Origin of the sequence: Williamwhitmania taraxaci (genome assembly GCF_900096565.1) — a bacterium.
In the GTDB taxonomy this organism is placed as follows: domain Bacteria; phylum Bacteroidota; class Bacteroidia; order Bacteroidales; family Williamwhitmaniaceae; genus Williamwhitmania; species Williamwhitmania taraxaci.
Window position 1 is genome coordinate 31,108 of record NZ_FMYP01000014.1, and the last position, 18,627, is coordinate 49,734.

19 protein-coding genes are annotated in these 18,627 nt (G+C 44.0%); 10 read left to right on the forward strand and 9 right to left on the reverse strand.

Features of this window, described 5'->3' with window-relative positions; all coding sequences use genetic code 11:
- Positions 1–11 precede the first annotated feature (11 nt).
- From BLS65_RS05460 to BLS65_RS05470, 3 genes are all read right to left on the reverse strand, one after another.
- Positions 12–641 carry a DUF2238 domain-containing protein gene (locus tag BLS65_RS05460; RefSeq protein WP_092436703.1) on the reverse strand — a complete coding sequence of 210 codons (630 nt, stop codon included), beginning with the start codon at positions 639–641 and terminating at the stop codon, positions 12–14.
- The gene (locus BLS65_RS05465; protein WP_125869776.1) at positions 638–862 is read right to left on the reverse strand and encodes a hypothetical protein; all 225 of its coding nucleotides are present in this window, start codon (positions 860–862) and stop codon (positions 638–640) included. The genes BLS65_RS05460 and BLS65_RS05465 overlap by 4 nt, the downstream gene beginning before the upstream one ends.
- Before the next feature lie 267 nt (positions 863–1,129).
- Positions 1,130–1,699: a transposase gene (locus BLS65_RS05470; protein WP_092436708.1), complete on the reverse strand. Its 570-nt coding sequence runs from the start codon at positions 1,697–1,699 to the stop codon at positions 1,130–1,132.
- Between the two features lie 305 nt (positions 1,700–2,004).
- Here BLS65_RS05470 and lipA point away from each other — a divergent pair, with 305 nt between their 5' ends.
- The 3 genes from lipA to recJ all read left to right on the forward strand — a co-directional run bounded on the left by lipA (position 2,005) and on the right by recJ (position 5,396).
- Positions 2,005–2,853 carry a lipoyl synthase gene (lipA, locus tag BLS65_RS05475; RefSeq protein ID WP_092436790.1) on the forward strand — a complete coding sequence of 283 codons (849 nt, stop codon included), beginning with the start codon at positions 2,005–2,007 and terminating at the stop codon, positions 2,851–2,853.
- A 9-nt stretch (positions 2,854–2,862) separates the two neighbouring features.
- Complete coding sequence (lipB, locus tag BLS65_RS05480) at positions 2,863–3,555, forward strand: lipoyl(octanoyl) transferase LipB (RefSeq protein WP_092436710.1); 693 nt, start codon at positions 2,863–2,865, stop codon at positions 3,553–3,555.
- Positions 3,556–3,683: 128 nt separating this feature from the next.
- Entirely contained in the window at positions 3,684–5,396 is a 1,713-nt protein-coding gene (recJ, locus tag BLS65_RS05485) for a single-stranded-DNA-specific exonuclease RecJ (protein WP_092436712.1), read from the forward strand.
- A gap of 25 nt (positions 5,397–5,421) precedes the next feature.
- Here the strand turns inward: recJ and corA are convergent, their stop codons facing one another.
- The 5 genes from corA to BLS65_RS05510 all read right to left on the reverse strand — a co-directional run bounded on the left by corA (position 5,422) and on the right by BLS65_RS05510 (position 10,821).
- Positions 5,422–6,483 carry a magnesium/cobalt transporter CorA gene (gene corA / locus BLS65_RS05490; protein WP_092436714.1) on the reverse strand — a complete coding sequence of 354 codons (1,062 nt, stop codon included), beginning with the start codon at positions 6,481–6,483 and terminating at the stop codon, positions 5,422–5,424.
- Positions 6,484–6,858: 375 nt separating this feature from the next.
- Complete coding sequence (locus BLS65_RS05495; protein WP_092436716.1) at positions 6,859–7,335, reverse strand: DUF5362 family protein; 477 nt, start codon at positions 7,333–7,335, stop codon at positions 6,859–6,861.
- A gap of 84 nt (positions 7,336–7,419) precedes the next feature.
- On the reverse strand, positions 7,420–7,806 hold the full coding sequence (locus tag BLS65_RS05500) for a hypothetical protein (protein WP_092436718.1): 387 nt from the start codon (positions 7,804–7,806) through the stop codon (positions 7,420–7,422).
- A 100-nt stretch (positions 7,807–7,906) separates the two neighbouring features.
- Positions 7,907–9,949, reverse strand: coding sequence for a helix-hairpin-helix domain-containing protein (locus BLS65_RS05505; RefSeq protein WP_092436720.1), 2,043 nt, complete (start codon positions 9,947–9,949; stop codon positions 7,907–7,909).
- An 8-nt stretch (positions 9,950–9,957) separates the two neighbouring features.
- Positions 9,958–10,821 carry a hypothetical protein gene (locus BLS65_RS05510; RefSeq protein ID WP_092436722.1) on the reverse strand — a complete coding sequence of 288 codons (864 nt, stop codon included), beginning with the start codon at positions 10,819–10,821 and terminating at the stop codon, positions 9,958–9,960.
- A 419-nt stretch (positions 10,822–11,240) separates the two neighbouring features.
- Between BLS65_RS05510 and hpt the strand changes: the two genes are divergently transcribed.
- The 5 genes from hpt (at position 11,241) to BLS65_RS05535 (ending at position 15,087) form a co-directional block, all read left to right on the forward strand.
- Positions 11,241–11,786, forward strand: coding sequence for a hypoxanthine phosphoribosyltransferase (gene hpt, locus BLS65_RS05515; RefSeq protein WP_092436725.1), 546 nt, complete (start codon positions 11,241–11,243; stop codon positions 11,784–11,786).
- A 27-nt stretch (positions 11,787–11,813) separates the two neighbouring features.
- The gene (locus BLS65_RS05520; RefSeq protein WP_092436727.1) at positions 11,814–12,392 is read left to right on the forward strand and encodes an adenylate kinase; all 579 of its coding nucleotides are present in this window, start codon (positions 11,814–11,816) and stop codon (positions 12,390–12,392) included.
- Between the two features lie 95 nt (positions 12,393–12,487).
- Positions 12,488–13,477 (forward strand): GTPase ObgE, encoded by a 990-nt coding sequence (obgE, locus tag BLS65_RS05525; RefSeq protein WP_092436729.1) that lies wholly within the window; start codon positions 12,488–12,490, stop codon positions 13,475–13,477.
- Between the two features lie 3 nt (positions 13,478–13,480).
- Positions 13,481–14,050, forward strand: a complete 570-nt coding sequence (locus BLS65_RS05530) for a phosphatase PAP2 family protein (RefSeq protein ID WP_092436731.1) — start codon at positions 13,481–13,483, stop codon at positions 14,048–14,050.
- Between the two features lie 56 nt (positions 14,051–14,106).
- A complete protein-coding gene (locus BLS65_RS05535; RefSeq protein ID WP_092436733.1) occupies positions 14,107–15,087 on the forward strand; it encodes a lipoate--protein ligase in 981 nt (326 codons plus the stop codon).
- Positions 15,088–15,157: 70 nt separating this feature from the next.
- Here the strand turns inward: BLS65_RS05535 and BLS65_RS05540 are convergent, their stop codons facing one another.
- Positions 15,158–15,715, reverse strand: a complete 558-nt coding sequence (locus tag BLS65_RS05540) for a hypothetical protein (protein WP_092436735.1) — start codon at positions 15,713–15,715, stop codon at positions 15,158–15,160.
- Positions 15,716–15,860: 145 nt separating this feature from the next.
- Between BLS65_RS05540 and BLS65_RS05545 the strand changes: the two genes are divergently transcribed.
- Both BLS65_RS05545 and BLS65_RS05550 read left to right on the forward strand, forming a co-directional pair.
- Positions 15,861–16,610 carry a lysophospholipid acyltransferase family protein gene (locus tag BLS65_RS05545; RefSeq protein ID WP_092436737.1) on the forward strand — a complete coding sequence of 250 codons (750 nt, stop codon included), beginning with the start codon at positions 15,861–15,863 and terminating at the stop codon, positions 16,608–16,610.
- Positions 16,611–16,718: 108 nt separating this feature from the next.
- Positions 16,719–18,626, forward strand: coding sequence for a DNA topoisomerase IV subunit B (locus BLS65_RS05550; protein WP_092436739.1), 1,908 nt, complete (start codon positions 16,719–16,721; stop codon positions 18,624–18,626).
- Position 18,627: the final 1 nt, after the last annotated feature.

The window sequence follows — 18,627 nt, forward strand, 5'->3', positions numbered from 1 at the left end:
CCCACCTAGCGCTATGCCCTATTCTGTGTGGCTGCCGGTTTAATCTTATCTATTTGCCTGTCCTGAATTTTGGATAGGAATATAATCATACAAATGGCCCCAATCGCTGCGTAAAGCATGTCGGACTGAGTGTCCCACACATACCCTTGTGTTCCTAGAAACGATTCGGACGATTGGCCGGACACAACCGCCACAAACCATTCCAGCAATTCGTAGCCTACACTAATGGTTATGCATACGCAAACAGTAAGAAACGATAGCCATGGCCCTTTCTTTACAATTTGTTGCCGGACAAATAGCTCACGGATGATTAGGGCAGGAACAAATCCTTGGACAAAATGTCCCACCTTATCAAAGTTGTTGCGGCTTTGGTGAAACGCTTCCTGAATCCAATCGAATATTGGAACCTCGGCATAGGTGTAGTGCCCACCAATAAATAGGATATAGCAGTGGACTAGTATGAGCACATAGGTAAGCGTTGTAAACCGAAACGATTTAAACGTGCCAATTAAAACTCCTAATCCAATCACCGCAGGAAAAACCTCTAACCCCCAGGTAAAGTAATCGTGGGGATTGATTCCTGATAAAACCAGCCCTATGATAAATAGTATAATCAAAACCCATTGCTTCTTCGCCTTCATCTTTTAATTGTTCTCATTGCTCTGTTTTTAATTGGCACAGTATCTTGTTGTCTCTTTGCCTCGTCGATGCCTGCTTTCTTTAGGTTGTCTTTCACGAGCTGCCCTTTTTGGGAATAGGCAACTCTTACCCGCTCGTATTTCTTCTGTTCCTTAATAAAATCGGAATCCGAATACACCGACGCTAAGGTTAGGAGAGTGGTTGCTGCAATTACCATTTTCATAAGCACAAATTGCATTTGTGGTTTGCACCCTGCGAATATAGCAATTTGAGCCTTGCGTTAGTTTCTTCGGATGTGGAAATGACTTAGTTTTGAGTGACCCTTCAATTTTTTATATGGAGGGGAGCGCAATTAGGAACTACACAGAGCCTACCTTTTTTCTAATCGAAAGTTATAATGTCAGTTTTCCTCACCATTTTTCATCTGATATTTGTTGCAGGAGCCCAATCACCCATTGCAATTCATCAATAGCCCCGCCGTTCCCCCCATTTATCCATTCCGAAAGAATTTGTCATCCATCCATTTCGATGGATTTTGTTCAATGTAGGTTGCAATTCGCTTATAATCCGCGTCGTTTCTAATAATATGGTCATGAAATCGCGTTTGCCAAATCGGTTGTTTCGGCGTATTTCGGTATTGGTTGATCCGCGTCGTTGCAGCCGATTTAAATCCCGCCACAAATGATGATATCGATTTTGGTGATCGATATGCCACGCCGTGTAGGAACGCACGGCTGTGCGTTTCCACACGGCCTTGCGTCTGTACCTGATTTGCGATTTCCCCATTGGTAGGCTCAATTCGCAATATCGCGTGGATGTGGTTCGGCATTATTATCCATACGTCGCAAAAAAGTTCCGCGCGTATTTCAAATGATTTGTTCCATTCTCTATCCACAATTTGCCCTATTGGCGATAGATACATTTCGCCGTAATAAATTTGCCCGAACAGATGTTTTCGATCGTGCGTGCAAATAGTTATAAAGTATGCCCCCGGGTTAGCGTAATCCCACCACGCTGCTCGGGCCGATGGTATCCGGTATTTGTTTTGGAATTTTTCCATACAGCATTTTCCCTCATGGATGATACATTGCCGTAATTTACAACTTTCTGGATATTTTTTGTATGTCGCAAATTCCTTTTCGGCCAATAATTCACATGCATATGCAATTTGATACTCCGTTTCTACAATCCATTTCTACTCTGTTTCTTTAATGGTCATATTATCTTTTGTTTTTCCATTATTAAATCATCAAATCCCCAAATCGTCAAATTGTCTTGCCCCATTGGCACTGGGCTTAGCAAATGTCCACCAGCCAAAGTCAAAAAAATTATCTTTCTTTGCTACTCATCGAAATTGATGCTGTTATGACTTTAGAACGTAAACCCAGCTGGTTAAAGATAAAATTGAACCTTGGCGAATCTTTTGCCGATGTAACCAAGATTGTTCGTGAGCACAAGCTCGAGACCATCTGCACCAGTGGAAAGTGTCCCAACTTGCACGAGTGCTGGAGTGCCGGCACGGCAACCTTTATGATTTGTGGCGATGTGTGTACCCGTTCCTGCAAGTTCTGTGCTACAAAAACCGGTCGCCCCTTGCCGCTCGATCCTCAGGAGCCAGCGAACCTTGCCGAGAGCGTTAAGCTCATGAAGCTGCGCTACGTGGTTATCACCTCTGTCGATCGCGACGACCTTCCCGATGGTGGGGCTGCGCATTGGGCTGCCTGCATCTCGGAGATTAAGCGAGTAAACCCGGCAACCAGAGTGGAGGTATTGATTCCTGACTTTGGTGCCGATACTGATCTTATCGATGTAGTGTTAACTGCAAAGCCAGATGTGGTGGCCCACAACTTGGAGACAATTAAGCGCATCACTCCTCAAGTCCGTAGTCGCGCCATCTATAGTTTCAGTTTAGATGTACTTCGGCATATTTCAGCCAGAGGCTTTGCTGCCAAAACAGGTGTAATGGTTGGCTTGGGCGAAACCTTTGAGGAGGTGGTTGAGGTTATGCAGGATGCCTACGCTGCCGGTTGTGTTATCTTCACCATAGGTCAATACCTTCAGCCCACGCTTACTCATCTCCCCGTTGTAGAATATGTTCACCCCGATGTGTTCAAGAAGTATAAGGAGGCCGGAGAGCAAATTGGATTAAAGCAGGTGGTAAGCGGGCCGCTCGTTCGCTCGAGCTATCATGCTGCCGAATTTTTTCAAGAATAGTTAAAGCATATGAGAGGACTCGTTACCTATCGCAATTTAGGCACTATTGCATACGCCGAGGGCGTTGAAGTGCAGGAGCAATACTTCCAAAAAGTTCTTGAGCAGAAACAAGCCGGAACGCTTGGCGATTTTCGTGGATACTTACTCTTCTGTGAGCATCCACACGTGTATACGCTCGGCAAAAGCGGCGATGCTACCAACATGCTCATCACTCCGGAATTTCTCACAAAGATAAACGCTTCCTACTATCAGACGTCCCGTGGGGGCGATATTACTTATCATGGTCCTGAGCAGCTCGTTGGCTACCCAATCGTCGATCTCGAAGCACTAAATATTGGCTTGAAGGATTATGTTCATCTGCTCGAAGAGGTAGCCATAAACGTTTGTGCTCACTATGGTATTGCTGCTTCTCGGCTCGATGGCGCTACAGGTGCCTGGCTCGACGTTGGAGTTGCTGGTCGCGAGCGTAAGATTTGCGCTATTGGTGTTCGTGCCAGCCGTTTTATTACCATGCACGGGTGGGCCTTCAATGTAAACACCGATTTAAAGTATTTTTCTTACATCAATCCCTGCGGTTTTATCAATAAGGGCGTTACTTCGTTAGAAGTTGAACTTAAACGAAAAGTAAGCATGGACGAAGCCCGTTTGGTCTTCCAAAAGGAGTGGCTGAAGGTATTTAATTGTGAACTTTTAGAGGGATAGGGAATCAATCCTTTTTTTTTGTTATAACTTCGTATGAATTCTAAAACGGCCTGCCGAGGAGATTTGTGGGTAGGAGCAGTGACTGTTTTAGGCAAATATTTTGGCTATGGAAAAAATAAGAACTACATATGGAAAAGCGATGGGTCTTAAAGGAGCAGAGCGATGCATCCGAAGTTGCCCTATTATCCGATGCCTTAGGGATTGATCGGGTCCTAGCAAATCTTTTAATTCAACGAGGGGTAAAAACTTTCGAACAAGCAAAAACATTTTTTCGTCCAACACTCGATTCTCTCTACGATCCTTTCTTGATGAAGGATATGGATAAAGCAGTTGTGCGCATTGAGCAAGCAATTGAGAAGGGTGAAAAGATTTTGGTTTACGGCGATTATGATGTCGATGGCACTACTGCCGTTGCCCTAATGTATTCCTTTCTGTCGAAGCTAACCGACAAAATTGCCTACTATATCCCCAATCGTTACTCCGAAGGATACGGTGTTTCAATTGAAGGGGTAACCTATGCCGCCGACAATGGCTTTACGCTTATTGTGGCGCTCGACTGTGGAATAAAGGCAGTGGAAAAGGTAGCGTATGCACGTGAGCATGGAGTCGATTTTATCATTTGCGACCATCACTTGCCCGGCGATACTATCCCGAATGCCGCTGCTGTGCTCGATCCTAAACGTATCGATTGTAACTATCCATTCAAAGAACTATCGGGTTGTGGCGTTGGCTTTAAGCTGGCTCAGGCATATTCGCAGTACAAAGGGATTCCCTTTTCGGAGCTGGAACCGCTTCTGGATATGGTGGCCGTGAGCATTGCCTCCGATATTGTTCCCCTTACCGGCGAAAATCGCGTGCTCGCTCACTTCGGTCTTAAGCGTTTGAATGAAAATCCAAGCAGAGGCCTTTTGTCTATTATCAAATTGGCTGGATTGGTAGGTCATTCCATTGCCGTAGATGATATTGTGTTTAAAATTGGTCCAAGGATTAATGCCGCAGGCCGAATGGAGTCGGGCAAGGCTGCTGTTGATTTGCTTCTTGCCGATTGCGATCTTAATGCCTTCGAAATGGGCGAGGCCATTAATATCTGCAATAACGATCGTAAGGAGGTTGATAGGGGGAATACACTTCAGGCTATTGAAATTATTCAATCGAGCCCTGAACTTCAAAAGAAGAAGTCCACGGTACTCTTCAATCCTACGTGGCACAAAGGGGTCGTGGGTATTGTTGCCTCTCGCCTTATCGACTACTACTACCGTCCCACCATTGTGCTTACCGCTTCCAACGGATTTGCCACCGGGAGCGCACGCTCAGTTCCGGGATTCGATTTGTATCAAGCCATTGATGGCTGTAGCGATTTGTTGGAGAATTTCGGTGGACATATGTACGCAGCCGGCTTAACCATGAAGGAGGAGAATGTCCCAGCATTTATTGAGCGTTTCGAGTCTATTGTAGCTGCCTCCATTACCGATAGTATGATGATTCCCATGGTAGAGATCGATTCAGAGTTAAAGTTGTCCGATATTACCGAGAAGTTTTTTCGCATTCTTAAGCAGTTTCAGCCATTCGGGCCTGGGAATATGTCACCCGTATTTATTAGTTCCGATGTAGTGGATAATGGCGATGGTCGTCTTGTGGGTGCCGATCATGAGCACCTTAAGTTGGATCTTATTCAGGAGGATAACCCGTACAAACCCGTTACTGCTATTGGTTTTCAGTTAGGAATACACTACGACCATATAAGCAAGGGAAAGGCTTTCAATGCGTGTTACTCCATTGCCGAAAACACCTATCGTGGAGTTTCTTCACTTCAGGTGCGCATAAGGGATATTAAGTATTAAAGGGATAAGCTCCACTTGTTGGAGCTTATTTTTTCAGAAAACCCTTCTTCTTCATGAAGAGATACATGCCAAACCCAATTATAATCATTAGCCCGAGTATGGCTGGGTAGCCCCATTTTTGTTCCAGCTCCGGCATATACCTAAAGTTCATTCCATATAGCCCCACAATAAAGGTGAGCGGAATAAAAATGGTGGAAATAACGGTTAGGGTGGTTATGGTTTCGTTCATTCGGTTCGATGTTTGAGCGTAGCTAAGCTCCACCAACCCTGAATTTATTTCGCGATAGCTCTCAATGGATTGTATCAGATGGTTAAGGTGGTCAATCACATTGTCGAAGTTCATAACCGATGCTGGCAAGAGTTGCGCAATGGCGGTTCTTTGAATAGGGATTAGCTCATCCCTTAGCGTAAAAATAATTTTTCGGGCAATTAAAAGATTTTTCCGAATGTCGAGCATCTTTACCGAGAACACATCCGCAGAATACTCCAGTAGATTTATTTCCGCGTCCTCCATCTCCTCCTCAATTTTTGAGATGGGTGTAAAATAGCCGTTAACGATATAGTCTACCAACAGCGAGAATAGAAGATCAGGGGTCGAATTCCACAGCGAGGTTTCCCCGAGATAAGTTTCTCTAAACAGGTCAAAGAATCGATTCTCCCTCTCGCTGATGCTCACCACAAAACCTTTGCCAAGAATTAAACTTAAGTGCTCGGTTTCTATCCCATTACCGTTAAAGTGTAGCCCTTTAAGCGTAAGGAATATGTAGTTCTCCGCAATATGCATTTTGGGTTGGTGGTCGGCGTTGGCCATGTCGGACACAAACAAGGGGTGTATGTTGATGGCCTTCCCCAACTCTTGGAGAACTTCTGCATCGGAAATGGAGTCAAGGCTTACCCAGCAGGTGGAACCTTCTTTTATATAATTATGTATTTCGTTGGGTGTTATGGCTTGATGATCTACTTCAACCTTCCCACCCGAGAATTGCGTAAGGTGAATCTTCCCTTTTCTTATCGGTTCCGAACCCGTGTATTCAATCTTTCCGGGGAGTTTAATCGCTCTCTTTTTTACCTTCTTTAGCGTTTTCATTGCAAAAAGTTAAACCATTACAAGGTTACAAGGTAGTTTTTTTGATTGAATATGCCTGAACGTAAGGTTTTCAATCAGGATTAGCGTTTAAATAGTTTCTCGCTGCGGTAGGAGAATGTTCTTTTTATGGCTAACCCGTTGTTGTTCTTCAATGCACTTTTTATTCTCAACTTACGTAATTTCACTACTCCAAAAAACATTAGGGAATGTGTGCGGTTATTTGCTATTGAGCAAAACAATGGCTTGTGTTTTGCGCTTTTCCCATACCTCCCTATAATTTAAGCGCTGCAAAAGAAAACATCGAATGGTTTTCCTTTGCAGCGCAAATAGTTTATATGGTTGGAGGTTGTTTTCGATCAGTCCCAATACTCACGGTTAGAAACCGCCCATAGGGTTGAAGAGTTGAGTGAAATACATCCCGAACGACATTATTCCAATTATAATAATGATGTATAGCGAAAGCATTACAATAGTAATGATACCGGTTATCTTGAAATGTAGATTTAGATAACGGAAACTTTTTGTGATGGACTCTTCGTCCCGCGTAGCTAAAGCTTTCTTCGCTTCGTTCGAAAATTTAAACAGATAGAAAACTGGGAAGAAATAGATAGCCATAAGGATTGCATAGATTACGGCAAAAATCGCCATTATACCACCCATTGGGCTTAAAGCCGATGCTATAAGCACACCAATAAATCCAAGGCCAAGCAGACCAATAAGTATAAACCCAAGAACCGCAAAGAAGAGGGTCCACTTACGGGTTGAGTTAAGATAGGGGATCGCCGATTCGGGAATGAGCAATCCGGTGGTTTCGGCCACAGGGGCGTTTTCTTGTTGAGTGATTTGATCCATAGTAAGGTTCTTTATTGGTTGAAAAAGAGAACTAATATAGTAAAAAGAACTATTGCTCAATATGGAATTGGGAAATAATTGCGATTAACTGATTTCTGACTCCAAAAGCCACTTTCGTGCGCTCTCGGTGGAGGCAAAGGAGGCCACTTTAAGCCACGGAAAGATATGGATTGGTTTTGCGCTCATGCTAATTTCGCTCATGGAAGCGGTAACTATGGCCATTTTCCGAATACCCAGCCTCGCAATTTGTGGAAGTACATGATTGGTTATCCATGCGGAGAGCTTTGTTGTTGTGGTGAGATCATATCCGTCAGTCTCTATCAAAAAAAACTTGGGGTGCTTGTATTCTAGAACTTCTAGCATTTCCGAAACGGAAAGAATATAGCTTATCTCATTCGAAATCGACTCCTTTGGGAAGTGATGCTCAAAAAGGGAAGTTTTTGGGTCGAAATCGTATAAAACGTTTTTCATATTCTATCCAAGAATTTACACAGCAAGGTAGGGCTAATACTAACCCTTGTCAATCTTTTGCTGTGAGGATAGGTGTGATTGGTCAAAATAGGGTAAACTCCTAGAACCTTAATAGCAGCTGGACTTTGATGTCGCTTTTTGAGTTTCCATTAATCGCACTAAGGCCTGAACCGACCTCGTTTTTACCGAAGAAAAGGGTATTACTCCACTTTATCCAGATCTTACATGCGGAGGTTAAACTATAGCTTGTTAATAGGTAGTAGCGAGAACCAGAAAGATAGTATGCTGGCACGGTAAAGGAGTATAAAACATCGTTCTCGTAGGCGTATACTCTGGAGTTCCACCCGTCGGTTCGGTAAAAGGCAACTCTTCCTGATATCGAAAAGCGATTGCTTGCATTGTGCCATGTGATATCTTGAAGTATAACAACGCCATTTTCGGTTGGAGCAGTTTCTCTCTCAAACCGGGTTGCCTCGAGTCGAGTCTTTGCCGTTACTGCTTCGGCTGGTGCAAAGGTTAGTTGTATTTTCGCTCTTGTCCTTGTTGTTTGCTCCAATTGGGATAGATTGTCTAGGGTGACATCGAATGGTCTGTTGTTCTGGCTAAGGCCCAACTGTAGTGCCAGTGTTTTGGATGGAGAGTAATTCGCCGTGGCCGATAGCTCCGTGCCGCTGGAAGGGGCCGATACTCGATATCTTAACCAAGTGAACTCAAATAAATCGGCATATGCACTTACCCGCCATCTTTTGTATGGTGTGAATTCCAGCGCAATACATATTCCCTTCTCACCGCTTGTTTTGCTTCCTTCGCCAAATCCACCTGCATAGCGGTAAGGGTAATTATTTTCGTAGCGACGACCAATTAGTGAAGCATTAAATGCCGGAGCGAGTAGCAACGAAACACCCGTTATGGATGCTGTCGCAAACCTTTTATCCATCGCAAATTCGCCGAAGAAGGTGGCCTGTTTTCGATAGTATAAAAAATCAGCACCGAATCGTACAATATTCGTAGGGTCGGCATCTTGAAGTTGATAGGGGTTGGTGGGTTGAATGAAATCTTTGCTTATTGCCAATGCGAAACAGGAAGTCCCGACTCGAAGTTGGTTTTTGCTGTAACTTGCATTAAACCCTATTGCCGATTCCATTACACTATGCTTGTTCTTCATTTCGGTGTTGGTGGCATGGCTTCCGGTGGCTTGAATCGACTCTATTCCTTGGACGTATTCGACGGAGTCGGAATCCACCGAGGCGTCGATGTGCTTTCTCGATGCAAACGCTGTAAGGGTTAGCTTTCGATCTATGGAAGTGGCTGCAACTCCTCTGAAGAATCGATTCTCATCGGTCGACGAGTAGGGAGTCACTGTTGGTCGATGCTTCTCAGGTGATACCATCAGCGAGGCCTTGCCAAGCGAATAGCCACTCGAAAGTGTTAGCCCTTGCCCAAAGTTGGCGGAGAAATCACCTATAATCAACTGTTTTATTACCCCTATTCTCGACAAGGCAAGGTATCCCGAATAAAAATCGAAGCCTTGGGCGTTATTCCCTTTGAAGAACTCTTCTCCTGCATCTTTCTCTGCTGTGATACCGAGTTGGATCTTTCGCGAAGCAGTAATCTTTGCTTTCACCAAAAGGGCATCGGGTGAGCCAAGATAGCCGTTTTGAATTCCCGATCTGTATCCCTTTTGTTTCTCGAACACCCTTCTGTATCGAGTTAGCACGCGACTTTTGAATACCCTCTTTGCCGCTCTTACACTCTCCAAGGGCACTGTTTTAATGAAAGGAAGTAACTGCTCTGTCAAGGTTTCATCAAAGCTGGGCACCAATTGCAACTCGTAGGGTGTAACCATCTGACCATGGTTTCTTATATACTCGGTTACTGCCATAATCTGAAGCTCTGAAAGGGGTAACCTCCTCAGGTTTTCAGGGGTGGTGTCGTTTAGGTTTATGGGATCTTCGAGCAGTGCGATCAGGTTATCGGCAAGGTCTGAAAGCGCTTCATCGCTAAGATTCTCTTGCTCTGCCAGCATCTCCAGCATATTTTCCACAGTGGATGGACGCCCCCGGGAACTGTCCACTGACACTTGGGCTATGGCCTTAAGTGAAAGAAGGAGTGTAATCAGAAGCATCGCAATAACTTTTGCCATGGCCAAAATTATTGAATGTGGTAAGTTGCAGAGATATAACCTGAAATTCCAAGCGGATTGTTGGTGGTAATGGCCAGATCGATGGTGAGCGTGCGGTACACATACCCAAATCCAAACGAAAGTTTGTTGGGTTGCGAAGAGTAGCCCGCACGAAGCATTAGCATTTCAACCAGCTTTGCCTCAATTCCTAAATTCACTTCTGTTTTGTAACTGTTGCGCTGGGTGGCGCTCATGCTGGTTAGAACTCCTTGCGGTAGCCGATAGTCGACACCAGTCGTGATTCCCGACGATAGGCTTTTTTGCGGTGTATGACCTATCTTTTCCATGGTCGGGTTGAAGGCATGCACCCCCACGGCTAAGTTTGGGGCGGGTGAGTAAAGGATTCCAGCCTCAACAGTTGTCGCGGTTGCATTTCCATTGCCCTCCCCAACGTGGAGGCGGTGTATTGCAATACCTACTCCGGCCGAAAATGATGGCCATAATTTTCTTCCGAAGGAAAGAATGCCTTTGGTTTCGTTATACAATTGATATCCGTAACGCGAAAATGCTACACCAACGGTTCCCGGTTTTGTTGGGATTGATAGTGATAGTCCGTTGACGTTGAGTTCTTTTATAATAAAACGATTCTCCTGGTGGATAGCAATGGCTTTCTGGGAGTAATAGCCTAAGGCTCCTTGGTTGGAAAAGGAACTCCACACCGAAGGAGTTGCCACGGAAGATCCTCCTTTGCCGTGGGATGCGGCATCGGTAAGCGATGCTTCGTCTTGGGCGAAACTGAGTTGGTTAACAGTGAGGCTAAGGAAGAGAAAAACAAAAAAACTGCCAGCCCGATTTCGGGAGACTGACAGCTTAGTTGTTTTTGTTGTAAACATCAGTTCGTCTTATGGTAAAACATTACTGAAGATAGTTCGTTGCTGGCTTGCTGAGTTTTTTTGCGAGCCCGTCCTTAAAAGTAATGTTTTTTCTGATATGTTGAGTTATCCTTTGGCAATTAATTGAATAGTAGTTGTTCCTGAGTTTCTGACTGCTCTCAATTATCTCCTTTGTGGTCGATTTTATTCGCCTCCAGAGGTTAATTTGATCACTTTTGCTCTTTTAAAAATTATGTATGGGAAGATTCTACAAATATTCATACTTTCGCAACATAGTATTTTTCGCTTTCGGACTTCGACTCGAATGCAAATATTGTTTGTGTTTTTCTTGACATTCAATGTGTTGCTATTTTAGTTTTACAAGACCGGATGTTTTTTTATTTTCATTATTGAATGATAACCATCAAAAATGCACGCTTATGAAACGTGTAACGCTGCACGATAAGGAATTTCAGGTCTTCATCCCACACGATGAGATTCAGACAATAGTAAAGCAGGTTGCTGATGAAATCAACGGTGATTTTTCTGCTTTGGATGAGGTCGTTTTCCTGAGTGTGCTCAACGGTTCTTTCATGTTTACCTCCGACTTGGTTAAGAATATCGATTTCAGTTGCGAGGTTAGTTTCGTAAAGTTATCTTCCTACCAAGGAACCACCACAACTGGAACTGTGTCGGAGTTGATAGGACTTTCGTCATCGCTAAAGGGAAAATGCGTGGTTGTGGTTGAAGACATTGTGGATACCGGCATTACACTTGAAAAGTTGTATGCGTTGATTTCAGCGCATGAGCCTTCGCGTATTTGTGTGGCTACTTTTTTCTTTAAACCAGAAAGTTACGGCAAGCATATTAAAATTGACTACATAGGAAAGTCAATTCCAAACGATTTTGTGGTGGGTTATGGGCTCGATTACGATGAGCTTGGACGAAACCTAAAAGATGTTTACAAACTGGTAGTTGAAAAATAAGTTGACTGCCTAACTCCACTTTTAAAGATGCTCAATATTGTATTATTTGGCCCTCCTGGGGCTGGTAAAGGAACACAATCGGCAAGGTTAATTGAAAAATACAACCTCATGCATGTTTCAACCGGCGAATTGCTCAGGGCGGCTATAAAAGCAGACACTTCGATTGGCCAAGAGGCAAGGAAGTTTATCGACCATGGCAATTTGGTGCCCGACGAAATGGTGTTGACGATAATTGAAAACTTACTGGACAAGCACACCGAGGTAGCCGGTTTTGTTTTTGACGGATTTCCGCGAACAACAAATCAAGCAATCTGTTTTGATGCTATGCTGAAGGCTAAGGGGTCTGGAATTGCTTTGATGCTTTCGTTGGAAGTGAGCGAGGCTGAACTCACCAGCAGGTTGGCAAATCGCAGCAAGATTGATGGGCGTGCCGATGATAAAGATATGTCGATAATTGCGAATAGAATAAAGGTATACAATAAGCAAACAGCCATTGTAGCCGATTTCTACAAGGCACAAAAAAAACATGTGCCAGTTGATGGAATGGGCAGCATGGATGATATTTTTCAGAGAATTGCTGTAGGGGTAGAGGCGCACAGAAAGTAAGTGAATTGCAGCATTAACGGTGGTGGAATCTCAAACTAAGTTTTCTACAGGTTTGTAGACTAGGGATTATCACCCATATTAATTCAATAAAAACTATGGCTTCGTCCAACTTCGTAGATTATGTAAAGATTTATTGCCGCTCGGGCAATGGGGGTAAGGGCTCTTCGCACTTACACCGAGAGAAGTTTGTGGCTCAGGGTGGCCCCGATGGCGGCGATGGTGGTCGTGGTGGCCATGTTTACCTTAAAGGAAACTCTCAACTATGGACATTGATCCATTTGAAATATAAGAAGCACGTATTTGCCGAAGATGGTGGCGCTGGGAGTTCTTGCAGAAGCTCGGGCTCCGATGGGGAGGATGTAACCATTGAAGTGCCGCTCGGAACCATTGCGCGCAACGTCGAAACAGGCGAGATCTTATGTGAAATAACCGAACACGATGAGGTGAAAATCCTCAAGAAGGGTGGTCGCGGCGGTCTAGGTAACTGGAACTTCAGAACTGCCGTAAATCAAACTCCGCGGTTCTCGCAACCGGGTGAGGAGGGTTCCGAAGAGTGGATTGTTTTGGAGCTCAAAATTCTTGCCGACGTTGGATTAGTTGGTTTCCCGAATGCGGGAAAGTCTACCTTGTTGTCGGTTATAACTTCCGCCAAACCAAAAATTGCCGACTACGCTTTTACTACCCTTGAGCCTAACCTAGGTATTGTTGAATACCACGATTTTAAATCGTTCGTCATTGCCGATATTCCGGGAATTATTGAGGGAGCGCACGAAGGCAAGGGTCTTGGATTAAGGTTCTTGCGGCACATTGAGCGTAATTCTATGCTCCTATTCCTAATTCCTGCCGATAGCAAGAATATTAAAGAGGAGTATGAAGTTTTGCTTAACGAGTTGGAGATGTTCAATCCCGAATTGCTTGATAAGCGCAGGGTGCTCGCCATCTCAAAATGCGACATGCTCGATGCTGAACTTACCGAGGCCATTGCTGTTGATTTACCCAAAATTCCGCATATCTTCATCAGCTCCCTTGCAAGTGTTGGCCTCAAGGAACTGAAAGATCTGCTCTGGACTGAACTCAATAAGTAATCTATGCTCAACTATTTAATTGAACTCGACAAGTCGCTATTCCTATTTCTGAATGGACTCAATAGCCCTTTGTTGGATTGGATTATGTTTGTTGTTAGCCATAAGTATACATTTGTACCGCTTTATGCAACCGTCATCTACTTCTTCTTCAAAAAATTTGGACGGAATGGATTTCTGGTTCTTGTTATGGCAGTCATATCCATTGCTATCGCCGACCAGGTTGCCTCTGGGCTTATTAAGGATCTCGTAGGTCGATTGCGGCCCAGCCATAATCCCGAATTCACACAGGTAATACACTTAGTTTTTGAGAAGAAGGGTGGCTTATACGGCTTTGTTTCGTCGCATGCGGCCAACTCGTTTGCATTTGCCATGTATACTCTGCTTCTCTTTCGGAAGAGGTGGTATACAATTTCCATCTTGGTATGGGCGGGAGTTGTTTCCTATTCCAGAATATACTTAGGCTTGCACTATCCCGGTGACATTCTTGGGGGTGCAATCGTTGGTATAGCCTCGGGTTTGCTCTGCTATATGGTTCTTGTCAAACTACCCTGCTTCAAGGGTTGCTCAAACTAGGCTGAACTTGTGCTCGGCATTGAATGTTAGTGCCACATTACTTCAAACAGAATTGTATGCTTTGCATTAAACACCCCAACACAAACGCCTATTTCAACCTTGCTGCCGAAGAGTATGTCCTGCGAAATTTCAGCCAAGACGCTTTTATGCTTTGGCGGAATGAACCCGCTGTTATTGTGGGAAAACACCAGAATACACTGGGTGAAATAAACCTCGATTTTATTAAGGAGAGTGAAATAAAGGTTGTACGTCGACTTTCGGGTGGTGGTGCCGTCTTTCACGATTTAGGTAATTTGAATTTTACCTTTATCATGAATGGGGACGATGGCAATTTGGTCGATTTTCGAAAATTCACAAAGCCAATTCTTGATGTTCTTTTGAAACTCGGCATTGAGGCCAAGTTTGAAGGGCGAAACGACCTTACCATTGACGGAAAAAAATTTTCTGGTAATGCGGAACACGTTTATAAGAAACGGGTGTTGCACCATGGGACGTTGCTTTTCTCTTCTCAAATGGCCGACCTTAGCGAGGCTTTAAAAATAAATCCATTAAAGTATCGAGATAAGGCCGTAAAATCGGTTCGCTCGAGGGTTACCAATATATCCGATCATCTGCATCAGCCATTGAAAGTCTTGGAGTTTCGAGATTTAATTATGGATCATATCCGGGATATGTATCCCGATGCTGTTGGCTATGACTATTCCCACGACGACTTGCAATCCATAAACAATCTGGTGGATAACAAATACTCTACCTGGGAGTGGAATTTTGGCTATTCCCCTATGTACGATTTTCAACGTGGAATAAAAACTGAAGGCGGGCATATTGAGTTTCACCTAAACGTGGAAAAAGGTATGATCTGCGACATTAAAATTTACGGAGATTTTTTCAATAAGACGGATATCACTGAATTGGAACTTTTGCTCAAAGGATGTCCACATGAGCAGGAAGCGGTGAAAGAGCGGTTGAGTTCAATTGTTCTTAGTGATTACTGTTCCAATGTTTTGGTAGATGAGTTTGTGAAAGGGATGTTCTAGCTCTATGCATAAAACAAGAATGGCCGCTAATTCATTAGCGGCCATTCTTGTTTTATAGTTAACGTAGAAGTTATTTGGGCTGTTCTGCCGCTGGCTCAATACCGTAGGCAACACCTTCGATGATGCATACGGGCACTTCGCCATAACCTCCTTTAAACTCTTTTTTTGTAAGGAGAATAACTATTCCGCCAAAGTTTGCTGCCTTCTTTTTTACGCGAATTTCGGCATTTTTTTCGGCGGCTTTTGCATCCCTTACGCTCTTTGGTGAGCGAGCTTCCACTTTTCCGCGTGGGAATAATCCGTCAACGTCTTCCGGCTTATCGGTAATGGTGATGGCACGCCAATCACCCTCTGCAATCATCATAAAAACAGGCCTGTTGATAACTTCCCTTCGCCCTGATTTATACATGATTGTTTGAACTTGCTTGCGTTTTACTATTTCCGGTTTGGTCTTGCCTAAGGGGAAATACTTAATTTCGGTGGAGGTAAGCCCTGAAATATTCACCAACAACTTTTTCCCGTTTAGCATGAGAATGGTATCGGGGATGTCTCCATTTTGAGCCGAAATCCCTCCACCAATTAGCGTTGAGACAAGAATGGTGAGGATTATTTTGGCTAGTAATCGCATACTGATAGATTTTTGGGTTTGTATATTACAAAAATAACTAATTTAGTGTTGTTTACAAATCTTACGGAGTTTGTTTCTTTCTTCCGTCACAATAGTAATAGTTTCTTTTCAAAAAGTAGTAAACTTGCAATCTCAATTTTCTCCTATGTTTAAATCTTCGGTTCTATTTCTTATTTGGGTGCTCGTTGCAGTGCACTGCTTCGTCTTTTTTATGTTCATCATGGTTCCTATGTGGATATTGACGGCCCCATTCGACAAAAAGCTCAGGATCACTCAACGATTGTCGGCTTGGTGGGCGCTCTCCTATATCTATTGGAATCCCAATTGGAGCGTTACGATAACTGGCGAGGAAAACATTGAGAAGGGCCGAACCTACGTTGTGGTGGTAAATCATCAATCGGCTCTCGATATTGCTCTTCTTTATCGGATTCCGGTAAACTTTCGCTGGGTGGCAAAGGCAGAACTGATGCGGGTTCCATTTATTGGATGGAACCTTGTTTTGAATAGGCATGTTATGATTGCCCGTGGTAATGCTACCAGTGCTCGCCATATGATAGATAGGTGCGTTAAGACTCTTAATGGGGGTGTTTCTATGATGATTTTTCCTGAGGGAACTCGTAGCAAAAACGGGCGAATAACTCGTTTTAAGGAGGGCGCATTTGTTATTGCTCGCGATGCAAACGTTGCTATCTTACCAGTGTTGGTGGAGGGTACCTCCGATGCACTGCCACGTGATGGATACAAAGTAAAGGCCAGACAACATTTTACCATTAGAATTCTTCCTGTAGTGGAGCAGGCCACCTTGGCTCATTTGACAACCAATGAAGTCGCTGCCCACTTTCAGAAGGAGTTTGTTGCCCTGCATCAACCGATGCGCCCGGAACTCTATTCTTAGACGGTGTGTTTACACTACGTTGTTAACTTGCGGTTTATAAACTGTTGATAAACAGTTTGGTCGTAAACGCATGTTTATGCTTATATTTGTGACAGCAATTTAATTTGTATGACTGCTAACTATTCAGAAGATTCAATAAAGACGCTCGAGTGGCAAGAGCATATACGCCGACGACCCGGAATGTACATTGGGAAATTGGGCGATGGCTCGGCTCCCGACGATGGAATTTATGTTCTATTTAAGGAGGTATTCGACAACTCCATCGACGAGCACATGATGGGTTATGGAAAAGTTATTGATGTTACTCAAACCGAGAAATCAATAACTATTCGGGATTATGGACGAGGTGTTCCGCTGGGCAAACTGGTGGATGTGGCTTCGAAAATGAATACTGGGGCTAAGTACGACTCAAAGGCTTTTAAAAAGTCGGTGGGCTTGAATGGAGTCGGTATTAAGGCTGTGAATGCTCTCTCGTCGTTCTTCAAAATTCAAGCTTTTCGCGACGGCCAGGCTAAGTGTGTTGAGTTTTCGGCAGGAATTATTACCGAAGAGAAAGTTCTTGATACTACTAACCAAAAAAATGGAACTTTCGTTGAATTCATTCCCGACGAATCTGTTTTTGGAGTGTATGCTTATCAGAGCGAGTTTCTGGAAACCATGCTCCGCAACTATACCTACCTCAATACAGGTCTTACCATTGTTTTTAATGGACAAAAATTCTTCTCGGCCAACGGGTTAGTCGACCTGCTGAACGAAAATATTTCCGAAGAGGTTGCTTACCCAATTATTCATATCAAGGGCGAAGATATTGAAGTTGCAATTACCCACGGAAGTCGTTATGGTGAAGAGTATTACTCATTTGTAAATGGGCAAAATACATCGCACGGGGGAACCCACCTTGCTGCTTTCCGCGAGGTGTTGGTTAAAACTATTCGTGAGTTTTATAAGAAAGATTTTGATGCCTCCGACGTGCGCAGCTCCATTGTTGCCGCAGTTAGCATAAAGGTGGAGGAGCCAGTTTTTGAATCGCAGACAAAAACTAAGCTCGGTTCAAAAGATATGGGCCCCGGTGCGGCCTCTATTCGAAACTATATTGGCGACTTTCTAAAGGTTGCTCTCGATAATTTTCTTCACCGCAATCCGGATACTGCAGATGCTCTATTGCGCCGAATATTGGACTCGGAAAAGGAGCGGAAGGCCATTTCTGGCATTCAAAAGCTGGCTCGCGAACGCGCCAAAAAGGCCAACCTGCATAACCGTAAGCTGCGCGATTGTCGCGTTCACTTTGGCGATAAGCACGACCTTGCTGAGGCGAGCACCCTTTTTATTACCGAGGGCGATTCTGCATCGGGTTCTATTACCAAAAGCCGCGATGTTAATACTCAAGGAGTATTCAGCTTAAAGGGAAAACCATTGAATACCTATGGGCTTACCAAAAAAGTGGTTTACGAAAATGAAGAGTTCAACCTCCTTCAGGCTGCTCTCAACATAGAGGTAGATATGGAAGACCTTCGCTATAGTAAGGTGGTGATTGCCACCGATGCCGATGTGGACGGGATGCATATTCGCTTGTTGCTTATTACCTTTTTTCTTCAGTTTTTTCCCGATTTGCTCCGCCAAGGACATCTTTATATTCTCCAAACTCCGCTTTTTCGGGTTCGGAATAAAAAGAAAACCTTGTACTGCTACAATAGCGATGAGCGTGAAAAAGCAATCAAAGAGTTAGGCCCAAACCCCGAAATTACCCGATTCAAAGGACTTGGAGAGATTTCACCCGATGAGTTTAGCCACTTTATTGGTAAGGACATTCGGCTCGACCCCGTTCGTATTACCAAGGACGATGTAATACAAGATTTACTCACCTTCTACATGGGTAAAAATACTCCCGAACGGCAGGAGTTTATCATCGATAACCTTCGTATTGAGGAAGACCTGCTTGAAGAGATGGAGAATGATGCCGATGGCGCTAATGCCGTTGGTGTTGAAGAAGAAGTGGAACACGCCGTTGAGGCCTAAA

What these genes read in the sequence shown, in the direction of transcription:
- BLS65_RS05460 (WP_092436703.1), bottom strand. Translation starts at nt 641, where the DNA reads ATGAAGGCGAAGAAGCAATGGGTTTTGATTATACTATTTATCATAGGG.
- BLS65_RS05465 (WP_125869776.1), bottom strand. Translation starts at nt 862, where the DNA reads ATGAAAATGGTAATTGCAGCAACCACTCTCCTAACCTTAGCGTCGGTG.
- BLS65_RS05470 (WP_092436708.1), bottom strand. Translation starts at nt 1,699, where the DNA reads ATGGAAAAATTCCAAAACAAATACCGGATACCATCGGCCCGAGCAGCG.
- lipA (WP_092436790.1), top strand. Translation starts at nt 2,005, where the DNA reads ATGACTTTAGAACGTAAACCCAGCTGGTTAAAGATAAAATTGAACCTT.
- lipB (WP_092436710.1), top strand. Translation starts at nt 2,863, where the DNA reads ATGAGAGGACTCGTTACCTATCGCAATTTAGGCACTATTGCATACGCC.
- recJ (WP_092436712.1), top strand. Translation starts at nt 3,684, where the DNA reads ATGGAAAAGCGATGGGTCTTAAAGGAGCAGAGCGATGCATCCGAAGTT.
- corA (WP_092436714.1), bottom strand. Translation starts at nt 6,483, where the DNA reads ATGAAAACGCTAAAGAAGGTAAAAAAGAGAGCGATTAAACTCCCCGGA.
- BLS65_RS05495 (WP_092436716.1), bottom strand. Translation starts at nt 7,335, where the DNA reads ATGGATCAAATCACTCAACAAGAAAACGCCCCTGTGGCCGAAACCACC.
- BLS65_RS05500 (WP_092436718.1), bottom strand. Translation starts at nt 7,806, where the DNA reads ATGAAAAACGTTTTATACGATTTCGACCCAAAAACTTCCCTTTTTGAG.
- BLS65_RS05505 (WP_092436720.1), bottom strand. Translation starts at nt 9,949, where the DNA reads ATGGCAAAAGTTATTGCGATGCTTCTGATTACACTCCTTCTTTCACTT.
- BLS65_RS05510 (WP_092436722.1), bottom strand. Translation starts at nt 10,821, where the DNA reads ATGTTTACAACAAAAACAACTAAGCTGTCAGTCTCCCGAAATCGGGCT.
- hpt (WP_092436725.1), top strand. Translation starts at nt 11,241, where the DNA reads ATGAAACGTGTAACGCTGCACGATAAGGAATTTCAGGTCTTCATCCCA.
- BLS65_RS05520 (WP_092436727.1), top strand. Translation starts at nt 11,814, where the DNA reads ATGCTCAATATTGTATTATTTGGCCCTCCTGGGGCTGGTAAAGGAACA.
- obgE (WP_092436729.1), top strand. Translation starts at nt 12,488, where the DNA reads ATGGCTTCGTCCAACTTCGTAGATTATGTAAAGATTTATTGCCGCTCG.
- BLS65_RS05530 (WP_092436731.1), top strand. Translation starts at nt 13,481, where the DNA reads ATGCTCAACTATTTAATTGAACTCGACAAGTCGCTATTCCTATTTCTG.
- BLS65_RS05535 (WP_092436733.1), top strand. Translation starts at nt 14,107, where the DNA reads ATGCTTTGCATTAAACACCCCAACACAAACGCCTATTTCAACCTTGCT.
- BLS65_RS05540 (WP_092436735.1), bottom strand. Translation starts at nt 15,715, where the DNA reads ATGCGATTACTAGCCAAAATAATCCTCACCATTCTTGTCTCAACGCTA.
- BLS65_RS05545 (WP_092436737.1), top strand. Translation starts at nt 15,861, where the DNA reads ATGTTTAAATCTTCGGTTCTATTTCTTATTTGGGTGCTCGTTGCAGTG.
- BLS65_RS05550 (WP_092436739.1), top strand. Translation starts at nt 16,719, where the DNA reads ATGACTGCTAACTATTCAGAAGATTCAATAAAGACGCTCGAGTGGCAA.